Origin of the sequence: Clostridium sp. RTP31139st1_H3_RTP31139_211217, assembly GCF_040227035.1 — a bacterium.
Classification (GTDB): Bacteria; Bacillota; Clostridia; order Clostridiales; family Clostridiaceae; genus Clostridium; species Clostridium saudiense.
On sequence record NZ_JBCOAB010000010.1, the window covers coordinates 84,932 to 95,832 of the forward strand.

Below are 10,901 nucleotides of genomic sequence, written 5' to 3' on the forward strand. Positions count from 1 at the left end.
CCCATTAAATTAGTTAGTAGTTCTTAGTTTTTAGTTAGTAGTTACTAAGAATATATAATTCAATAAACTCCCTAAGGAGTTTCAAGCTTAACTCCTAACTTATAACTTCTAACTATCTAAATTCTTTCTAAAACAAGTTGTCCCATTTCTTTGGTTCCAACAAGTGTAGTTCCTTCACTTGTTATATCACCAGTTCTATATCCTTCTTCTAATACTTTAACTACTGCATCTTCAATATCTTTTGCTTCATTTTCTAAGTTAAAGCTATATCTTAACATCATTGCAGTTGAAAGAATTGTTGCTAATGGGTTTGCTATTCCCTTTCCAGCAATATCAGGTGCAGAACCATGAATTGGCTCGTACATCCCTAAAGTTCCTTCTCCTAATGATGCAGATGGAAGCATACCAATTGATCCTGTTATCATTGAAGCCTCATCTGATAAAATATCACCAAACATATTTGAAGTAACAATTACGTCAAATTGTCTTGGATCTCTTACTAATTGCATCGAAGCATTATCAATATATAAATGATTTACTTCAACCTCTGGATAATCTTTAGACATTTCTTCAACAACGCTTCTCCAAAGTCTTGAACTTTCTAATATATTAGCTTTATCAACACTAGTAAGCTTCTTACTTCTCTTCATTGCAGTATCAAAGCCTATTCTTACTATCCTTTCAATTTCTTCCATATTATATCTTTCTGTATCGTAAGCTGAAATAACTCCATCAATTACTTCTCTTCCTCTTTCACCAAAGTAAATTCCCCCAGTAAGCTCTCTTACAACACAAATATCAATTCCATCACCAATTATGCTATCCTTTAATGGAGATGCTTCTTTTAGTGGTTTATATAAAAGTGCAGGTCTTAAATTACAATATAAATTTAAACCTCCCCTTAATCCTAATAAGGCCTGTTCAGGTCTTACTTTTGCATTAGGATCATCCCATTTAGGTCCTCCAACAGCACCTAAAAGAACTGCATCACTTTTCTTGCAAGCTTCTAAAGTTTTTTCAGGAAGTGACGTTCCCATTGAATCTATTGCACATCCTCCAGCTTGTAAAAACTCAAATTCAAATGTATGATTGTATTTTTCCCCAATTTTATTTAAGACTTTTATTGATTCATCGATAACTTCTGGTCCTATTCCATCTCCTGGTATAACTGCTATATTAAAATTCATGATTCTTCCCCCTTAAAATTTGCCCATTGCCTTTTATTTTATTTATTCTTATTTTTTATATAACCTATAAGTCCATTATTATTTATAATATTTTGCATAAACTCTGGGAACGCTTCTCCTTGATATTCTTCATCCTTAGTTAAATTTTTAATAACCCCTGTATCAAAATTAACCTCTAACTCATCCCCTGCTTCAATAGATTTAACTGCTTCATCACATTCTAATATTGGTAATCCAATATTAATTGCATTTCTATAAAATATTCTTGCAAAAGTTGATGCTATAACACAGCTAATTCCACTTTCTTTTATTGCTATTGGTGCATGTTCTCTAGATGAACCACATCCAAAATTCTTATTTGCAACAATTATATCTCCCGGTTTAACATTATTAGCAAAATTTAAATCAATATCCTCCATACAATGACTTGCTAGTTCCTTTGGATCTGATGTATTTAAGTATCTTGCTGGTATAATTACATCTGTATCTACGTTATCTCCATATTTAAAAACTTTTCCCGTTGATTTCATATTTATTTACCCCCTTAAAGTGTTTCCGGATTAGTTATTTTTCCTGTTATTGCTGAAGCTGCTGCAACTGCTGGACTAGCTAAATAAACTTCTGATTCAACATGCCCCATTCTTCCAACGAAGTTTCTATTTGTAGTTGAAATAGCTCTTTCACCTTTAGCTAATATACCCATATGTCCACCTAAGCATGGTCCACAAGTTGGAGTTGAAACAACTGCCCCTGCTTCTACTAAATCCTTAATTATTCCTTCTTCTAACGCCTGTAAATAAATTTTTTGAGTTCCTGGGAATACTATACATCTAACTCTCTTATTTACTTTTTTACCCTTAAGAATATCTCTTGCTACTCTCAAATCTGATATTCTTCCATTTGTACATGAACCTATAACCGCTTGATCAATTTCAATTTCTCCAACCTCATCTATAGTTCTTGTATTATCAGGTAAATGTGGGAATGATACTGTTGGTCTTAAAGTAGATAAATCTATTTCATAGACCTCATCATACTCTGCATCTTCATCTGCTTCGTATACTTTCCATTCTTTCTTTCCATGCTCTTTTAAGTATTCAATAGTTTTTTCATCCACTGGGAAAATACCATTCTTTCCACCAGCTTCAATAGCCATATTTGCCATTGTGAATCTATCATCCATTGATAAGTACTTTAATCCTTCACCAACAAATTCCATTGATTTATATAAAGCTCCATCAACCCCTATCATTCCAATGATATGAAGTATAACGTCTTTACCACTTACCCATTTTGAAGGTTTTCCCTTTAATACGAATTTTAATGCTGATGGAACCTTAAACCAACATTTCCCTGTAGCCATTCCTGCTGCCATATCTGTTGAACCAATTCCTGTTGAAAAAGCTCCTAATGCTCCATATGTGCAAGTATGCGAGTCTGCCCCTATAACAACATCACCTGCAACTACTAATCCTTTTTCAGGTAATAGACAATGTTCAATTCCCATTTCTCCTATTTCAAAAAAATTAACTATTCCTTTTTCTCTTGAGAATTCTCTTATAAATTTACATTGTTCTGCTGCTTTTATATCTTTATTTGGAGTAAAGTGATCAGGTACTATTGCTATTTTTTCCTTATCAAAAACTTTTTTAACTCCAAACTTTTCAAATTCCTTTACTGCAACTGGTGAAGTAATATCATTACCTAGCACCAAATCTAAATTTGCTTCAATTAATTGCCCTGCCTTTACACTTTCTAATCCTGCATGAGCAGCTAATATTTTTTGAGTCATTGTCATTGCCATTGTTTTTTCCCCCTTTAAAAATATGCTTTTGCTTTTCTTTCAATATCTTTAATAAGTTTATATTCAATCGAATCAACTAATGCAATCCAGCTTGCTTGAATTACGTCCCTAGAGACCCCAACTGTACTCCAGCTTTCATTACCATCAGTACTTTCAATTAAAACTCTAACTTTTGCACCTGTTGTGCTTTCTGAATCTAAAACTCTAACCTTATAATCAACTAACTTTACATTTTTTATCTCAGGATAAAAAACTTCTACTGCTTTTCTTAATGCTTTATCTAATGCATTTACTGGTCCATCACCTTCTGCTGCTGTCATTTCTGTCATTCCATCAACTGTTATATTAATTAAAGCTGTTGAGCTAAATTCACCATTGTTCCAAGGAGTTTCTCCCATAGTTTTAAAATGATTTAATTTGAAGAAAGGTTTATACTTTCCAATTGTCTTTCTTATTAATAGTTCTACAGTTCCTTCTGCTCCTTCAAATTGATAACCTTCATATTCCAATTCTTTTAATCTTTTAGTTACCTTTTTAACTTCATCTCCATCTTTTTTGACATTAGGAAAAATCTTGTGTATCTCTTGCAAAACTGTACTTTTACCACTTACCTCTGATAATAAAAATCTTCTCTTATTCCCAACTATTTCTGGATTTATATGCTCATAAGATTGTGGTGTTTTACAAATTGCATCTATATGCATTCCTCCTTTATGAGCAAATGCTGATTTACCCACATAAGGAGTTGAATCCTCTAATTGAATATTAGATATTTCTGAAATATATCTAGCCTTTGCAGTCAACTCTTGCAAGTAATTTTCTGCTTTTAAATTGCAATCCATTTTTAAGGCTATAGTTGGAATTATTGTACTTAAGTTAGTATTCCCACATCTTTCTCCAACTCCTATAAATGTGCCTTGAATATGTATCGCCCCTGACTCTATTGCCATAATAGAGTTTGCTACTGCCATACCTATATCGTTATGACAATGAATTCCTATTTTACAATCAAAATTCTTAACTACTTCACTAGTTATTTCTTTAATTTCGCTTGGTAATGTTCCACCATTTGTATCGCATAAAACTAGTGTTTTTGCTCCAGCCTCTCTAGCAGCTTTTAAAGTTAACATAGAATATTCTTTATTTTCTTTATAACCATCAAAAAAATGTTCTGCATCAAAAATTACTTGTTTATTTTTTTTAGTTAAATATTCTATAGTTTCTTTTATCATAAGTAGATTTTCATCTAAGGTTGTCTTTAATATATCTGTTACTTGAAATGTCCATGACTTACCAAATATAGATACAACACTTGTTTCTGCATCCAATAAGCTTTTTATATTAACATCATCACCAATCTTTGAATTTGGCTTTCTTGTTGATCCAAAAGCAACTAACTTCGAATTTTTAAGTTCTATTTCTTTTACTACCTTAAAGAACTCCATATCCTTAGGATTAGATCCTGGATTACCAGCTTCAATATAGTCAATCCCTATGTCATCCAATACCTTAACTATTTTTGTCTTATCCTCTAAAGAAAATGATATTCCCTGACCCTGAGCACCATCTCTTAAAGTAGAATCAAAAATTTCAATGGTTCTATTCAAACTTCCACCCCCAATTTTGCAAGTGACAAGTTTCAAGTGGTAAGTGACAAATCATTGCCTGTTATTTGATTTATTGAAGAACCCTTAACTCCAATAATCTTAAAGTTATAAATTAACTTTCTTACTTATACTAGCCACTATAGCTTGTCATAATTTAAATGCTTATTACCGCTTTGTTAGTTACGAGCTTTATTAGTTACGAGTTTTAAGTTAATAGTTAAGGAAAAATTTCAGCTGATCTGAATTTTAAAAATATATTTTTAGAAACTCATAAAAGTTTCCTCATTAAACTCTTAACTATTAACTTTTAACTTTTAACTAATTAATCGCTATTACCTAATTAAAGATTTCGCAGTAATCTGTAATATCATTAGAGCCCCTTTCTAATGCACAGACCCCTGTTCTAACTAGTTCTTTAATTTCATACTCTTCCATTAGTTTTATATGAGCATTAATTTTACTTTCATCTCCAGTAAGTTCAATCGTTAGTGTTTCAGGCGAAATATCCACTATCTTACTTCTAAAAATTCTAACAACTTCATTAATTGCTGCTCTTTGCTCTGAATCTGCCTTAACTTTAATTAGTACTAATTCTCTATAAACAGAGTTTTCTGGTTTTAATCTTAATACCCTTAGAACATCTTCTAATTTATTTAATTGCTTCATAAATTGCTCTAATACTTCTTCGCTTCCATTTAACGCAATAGTCATTCTTGATATTTCTGGATTTTCTGTTCTTCCAACTGTTAAACTATCAATGTTAAATCCCCTTCTTGCAAATAAACCCGAAACTCTTGTTAATACTCCTGAAGAATTTCTAACTAAAACCGACAAAACATGTCTTTCCATTTATATAACCCCCAAAATCAAATAATTTCAAATTATTGAATAAAACGGAATGAATTTAGGTTAAAAAAATCCCACCCTTAATGATAAAATCATAACGGTGGGATAACATTCCTCATCATTAAATATCACTAGGCTCCAACAAACCCTTGCATATAACGGTGCTTACCGGTAATTCCCTACTTATAAATTGAATTCTTAGTTTAAGGTTTAGTTTTAACTACACCTTAAGGTTATAATTCATTATCTAGAGGCATGTCCGTTGTTATCCACCACAAAAGAGTTGGAGTGTTCCAAAAACTAGCCATCAGATAAATTTACTAATGTTCAGGATACAGCTCAAGAGTGATTATTATTTAGTAAAAGTATCCATTCACACCTAACATGGACTCTCTGAAACTTTTTTATTCTAAATAAATGTCTCTATCACAGCTTTTATTCCTTAAAAAGGACCTTCCAAAATATTCTATTGTTAATATATTACTCTTTACTTTAATACACTGTCAATAGAATCTCTTAAAATTTACCAAATTAATTATAATTAGGATTTTACTTCATTTACTTTTAACATATAGTTAATATTTTTATTATTTTCTTAGTAATTTAATAGATTTATTTCAAACTTATTAATTTATTAATAAGTTATCTATTTTTTATGTTTACAATTTAAATCCCTTGTTTTTAACACTTCTCTTTATTTTTAATCTTGTTTTTATTAATTTATTACAAAAAAATTTGGCGTATTAAAATTAATTTTACTCTTAATTTTAATACGCCATTATAATTTAATACTTATACTTTACTTAATATTAAATTTGCAATTCTATTTGCCATTTCATTTATTTCTTCTTGATTTTCACCTTCAAGCATAACTCTAACTAATGGTTCAGTTCCAGATGGTCTTATAAGCACCCTTCCAACTCCATTTAGCTTAGCTTCAACTTCTTGTATGGCAGCAATTATTTCTGCATCCTCTAAATATATATTCTTCTTTTCATTTGGTACTTTAGCATTAACTAATACCTGTGGTAATTCTTTCATAACTCCAGCTAGTTCACTGAAAGTTTTTCCACTTTCTTTAAGAATAGCAGCTACTTGAAGTGCTGTTACTAATCCATCTCCTGTAGTATTATGATCTAAAAATATTATATGTCCTGATTGCTCTCCACCTAATACATAATTATCCTTAAGCATTTCTTCAAGAACATATCTATCTCCAACTTTAGTTTTAACTAAGTTAATTCCTTCTCTTTTAGCAGCAATATCTAATCCTAAGTTACTCATTACAGTTACTACTAAAGTATCATCTTTTAATTGTCCTGATTCTTTTAATGCCTTAGCACATATTGTTAATAAGAAGTCTCCATTAATCATGTTTCCTTTTTCATCTACAGCTAAACATCTATCAGCATCACCATCAAATGCAAAACCAATATCACAATTTTTTCTTACAACATAATCCATTAACTCTTCCATATGAGTTGAGCCACAATTTTCATTTATGTTATTTCCATCTGGATTATCATTTATTACATATACTCTTGCACCTAAAGATCTGAAAGCTTTTACTGCAGCTTTATATGCAGCACCATTTGCACAGTCTAAAGCAACTCTTAATCCCTTTAAATCTGTATTTATAGTACTTAATGCATAATCAATATATTCTCTTAATGCTGTTTCTTCAGTGTACGATCTACCAACATTCCCACCTATTGGACTAGGTACGCCTTCGAATCCTCCCTCTATTACAGCTTGTATTTGATCTTCTAAACTATCTGATAATTTGTATCCTTTTCCATCAAAAAATTTAATTCCGTTATATTCTACTGGATTATGAGATGCTGAAATCATTACTCCTGCATCTGCTTTATATTCTCTAGTTAAATGAGCTACTGCTGGTGTTGGTACTACTCCTAAAATTACTGCTTCTGCCCCTACTGAAAGTATACCTGCAACTAAAGCAGCTTCAAGCATATCTCCTGATATTCTAGTATCTTTTGCTACTAAAATCTTTGGCTTATGAGTACCCTCAGTTAATACAAAAGCTCCTGCTCTTCCTAAGCTATAAGCTAATTCTGCAGTTAATTCAGTATTTGCTATCCCTCTAACACCATCTGTTCCAAACATTCTACTCATATATAATACCTCGCTTATATAAATAATTAATTATAGACATTATCTTTTATAGTATATTACTTATTCCGATTTTTTACAATATATCGTACTTTATATCTATATATTCATTAATCTTGTTTATCTTTAGGATACATTCTTTCTAATACTAAATTATATCCTCCCTGTCCATAATTAAGACATTTATTTACTCTACTAATAGTTGCTGTACTTGCCCCTGTTGCATCAGCTATTTCTGTATATACCTTTTTATCTGTAAGCATTTTTGCAACATATATTCTTTGAGAAATTGCCCTTAATTCATTTATTGTTGCAATATCTTCAAAAAACTTATAGCACTCATCTATATTATTTAACTCTAAAACAGCTTTAAATAGCATATCTAAATCTTTTTTAAATTCTAAATTCTGTAGGCTCATATTATCACTCCTATTATCTCTCTACATCATAATTTTAACACTTTAGTGTGATAAATTTAAGATATACTTTAAATTTTTCTTTAGCTAATTAATTTTCTTCATCATTTTCAAAACAATTAGTTTCTATATATTTATCATAAATGCTTTTTGTTGGTAAAATCCATACTTCACCTATACCAATATAAACATTATTTACTTCTTCTACAAGTTCTTCGTCAATTATTCTTTCATACTTCTCTTGAGATAATTTTATATTAGCACTTCTTAGTACTATAAAATCACCATTAACTACTAATCTATCCTTATATAATTTACACCTTATAATCTCTTCTTCGGGTACAGGTAACTTCAATGCAACAACTCCAGATCCACTTAATTTTATTTTATTATTATCATTTGGAATTAAAGAAATATCAATCTCATTGTCACAAGCATAAAACATATCTTCGTTTATTATTATTTCTTCATCAACTAATTCAATTAATGTAAAATCATTAAAGCTAGGCTCTAATAATATTTCACCACTTCCACTAAAAACAGTTTTCAATCCAAAATGCCTCATATGAGTAGCACCAAAAATAACCTTTTTAATTCCTTTGTAGTCGTTTACTACATCACTTCTTTCGATAAAGCCTTTCATATAGCTTAGAGCATTTTGTTGAATCTTAACAGCGCTGTCATTAAGTAATATTCTGACCTGCTTTAATCTTTTACCATTACCTTCAATCGTCCTAATAGCGCTAGCTACATTTAACTCACTTGCGCCATTAAGAGATGCATATTTCAAAATTTGAAAACAAGATTCATTACCCATTTGCGAAACTAAAGTAAGCTTATTTTTAACTTCTATATTGCTTCTCATCTTAACTACCCACACCTTTATATTCCATAAATATTATACCTTAATTCTATCCAAATTTAATATTCATTAAACACTTCATGTTTGATGATGAGTAAATAAAAAGTAAGAATTAATAGTTAAGTTGTTTTCCTAACTCTTACTTCTTACTTTTTACTCTTATATCAAATTTTTTCTTATTTCAAGCTATTTACTAATTCTTCTGACTCTAAAACACTTGTAATTTTAATTCCAAAATTTTGTTGAGAAATAACAACTTGTCCATATGCTATTTTTTTACCATTAACAAGTATTTCTACCTCTTGATTTTCTAAAGTATCAAGCTCAACTAAGGAACCTTTACCAAGCTCTAAAATTTCATTCAAAGGCATTCTAGTTTTACCTAAAACAGCAGTTATCTCTATTGGTATATCTAAAATTCTAGATATCTTCTCATTCATTAATCTCTCCCCTTACCTAATTACGATCTGTTAAGTTATATGAACATTGCTCTTCTCAGCCCAAGGAAATACAATAGGTTTGCGATACTAAATAATACCCCATTCGAAAAGGAGAGAAGAACAATGAGCAAAACTAATATAAAATGCCCACGCTGTAATTCTGATAAACTATACAAGTTTGGTATGAATAAGCAGGCTAAACAAAAGTATCAATGTAAGCAGTGTAAGTGTCAATTCGCCATAGGCGACGGTGACGGACGTCCTAAACTAAATAATCCTAAATGTCCTAGATGCGGTAAGGGAACTTACTTACATCATGCATATAAACATTACAATCGCTATAAGTGCAATAACAAGAAGTGTAATCACATAATAGTAAAACATCACACCACCAATATTGATACAGCTTCTAGTGAATTAGTTAGTGGTTCCCTTTCAATGAAAGGAATGCGTTTTCCGCTACATGTAATACTAACTGCATTAACACTATACTTTTTAAATAATTCATCAACAAGAGCTATTTCTCAATTCTTGATGATTAACTCTGGTATTAAGGTATCCCATGTTACTATAGCAAGTTGGACTAATAAATTTGCACCTTTCTTTAAACAGAAAGCTAATAAATTCAAAGCTAGTTTAAACTTACAATCTGACGATTGGCACGCTGATGAAACAGTAGTATTTATCAATGGTGAAAGATACTATCTATGGTTAGCTATTGATTCTGAAACTAGATTTATTCTAGCATTTCATCTAACTAAGTCTAGAAGTTCTGATTCTGCTTATACCTTAATAAATGAAGCTAAAAATTATGGTGAACCAACTTACTTCATAACCGATAGACTACCTTCGTATAACGAAGCTTCCGCTACGGTATTACCTAATACCAAACACGTTCCTGTAGCACCTATGTCTAGTGATATAAATAACAACTTAATTGAGTCATTCAATAAGACTTTTAAAGCTTGGTATAAAGCTAAAAAAGGTTTTAACTCTTTTGAAAAGGCGAATAACTTAATATATTTATTTATCTTTCACTATAATTTTATTAGACCACATGGCTCATTAAATAACTGTACTCCAGCAGAAGTTGCTGGCTTCGCTAGCGATAGCTTAGCTAAAAACTCTTGGTTTTCAGCAGCTTAATTAAATTTAATACCTTTATTTAACCTGCAAAAATCAATTTTATTGTAGGTTTGTTTACCATACAATAAAAAATTCAAACTTATATAATTTTCAAAGAGCGAGCAATTCTATGAAAAATCAAGCTATTTTTTCATATCAACTTAACAGATTCCACCTTATTGTTAATTTACAATATTTATATTAATTAATCTATCTAATTTTTAATTATCCAATATAATAAATATTATAATTTACATAGTCTAAATAAAGTTATCCTCTTATTTTACCATTAACCCTAAATTAATTATGTAATATTCTTATCTGGCCATATAAATTAAAGTTTATTATACTGAGGTATTATACTATATTCATATTTGTAATTACTTATGTATACTTTTATTTTAGATAAATTACAATATCAAGTGCAACACTAATTAATTGCAAAAAAAATAACCCATACGGGTACGTTCATGTTAAAGTA

General features: G+C 30.3%; 10 protein-coding genes. 1 reads left to right on the forward strand and 9 read right to left on the reverse strand.

What is annotated here, in order from left to right; all coding sequences use genetic code 11:
• Positions 1-116: 116 nt before the first annotated feature.
• From leuB to fliN, 9 genes are all read right to left on the reverse strand, one after another.
• Positions 117-1,187 (reverse strand): 3-isopropylmalate dehydrogenase, encoded by a 1,071-nt coding sequence (leuB, locus tag ABUA17_RS06600; RefSeq protein ID WP_195951419.1) that lies wholly within the window; start codon positions 1,185-1,187, stop codon positions 117-119.
• A gap of 38 nt (positions 1,188-1,225) precedes the next feature.
• On the reverse strand, positions 1,226-1,717 hold the full coding sequence (gene leuD / locus ABUA17_RS06605) for a 3-isopropylmalate dehydratase small subunit (RefSeq protein WP_042400553.1): 492 nt from the start codon (positions 1,715-1,717) through the stop codon (positions 1,226-1,228).
• 14 nt (positions 1,718-1,731) lie between these two features.
• A complete protein-coding gene (gene leuC, locus ABUA17_RS06610) occupies positions 1,732-2,991 on the reverse strand; it encodes a 3-isopropylmalate dehydratase large subunit (protein WP_042400549.1) in 1,260 nt (419 codons plus the stop codon).
• A gap of 14 nt (positions 2,992-3,005) precedes the next feature.
• Positions 3,006-4,598 (reverse strand): citramalate synthase, encoded by a 1,593-nt coding sequence (gene cimA, locus ABUA17_RS06615; RefSeq protein ID WP_055275547.1) that lies wholly within the window; start codon positions 4,596-4,598, stop codon positions 3,006-3,008.
• 336 nt (positions 4,599-4,934) lie between these two features.
• Positions 4,935-5,447 carry an acetolactate synthase small subunit gene (gene ilvN, locus ABUA17_RS06620; RefSeq protein WP_042400543.1) on the reverse strand — a complete coding sequence of 171 codons (513 nt, stop codon included), beginning with the start codon at positions 5,445-5,447 and terminating at the stop codon, positions 4,935-4,937.
• Positions 5,448-6,236: 789 nt separating this feature from the next.
• Entirely contained in the window at positions 6,237-7,580 is a 1,344-nt protein-coding gene (gene glmM / locus ABUA17_RS06625) for a phosphoglucosamine mutase (protein ID WP_042400540.1), read from the reverse strand.
• 107 nt (positions 7,581-7,687) lie between these two features.
• Positions 7,688-7,996, reverse strand: a complete 309-nt coding sequence (locus ABUA17_RS06630; protein WP_042400537.1) for a YerC/YecD family TrpR-related protein — start codon at positions 7,994-7,996, stop codon at positions 7,688-7,690.
• Between the two features lie 88 nt (positions 7,997-8,084).
• A complete protein-coding gene (locus tag ABUA17_RS06635; RefSeq protein ID WP_042400534.1) occupies positions 8,085-8,858 on the reverse strand; it encodes an AIM24 family protein in 774 nt (257 codons plus the stop codon).
• Positions 8,859-9,031: 173 nt separating this feature from the next.
• Positions 9,032-9,295: a flagellar motor switch protein FliN gene (gene fliN / locus ABUA17_RS06640; RefSeq protein WP_042400531.1), complete on the reverse strand. Its 264-nt coding sequence runs from the start codon at positions 9,293-9,295 to the stop codon at positions 9,032-9,034.
• 123 nt (positions 9,296-9,418) lie between these two features.
• Here fliN and ABUA17_RS06645 point away from each other — a divergent pair, with 123 nt between their 5' ends.
• Positions 9,419-10,441 (forward strand): IS6 family transposase, encoded by a 1,023-nt coding sequence (locus ABUA17_RS06645; RefSeq protein WP_349824095.1) that lies wholly within the window; start codon positions 9,419-9,421, stop codon positions 10,439-10,441.
• Positions 10,442-10,901: the final 460 nt, after the last annotated feature.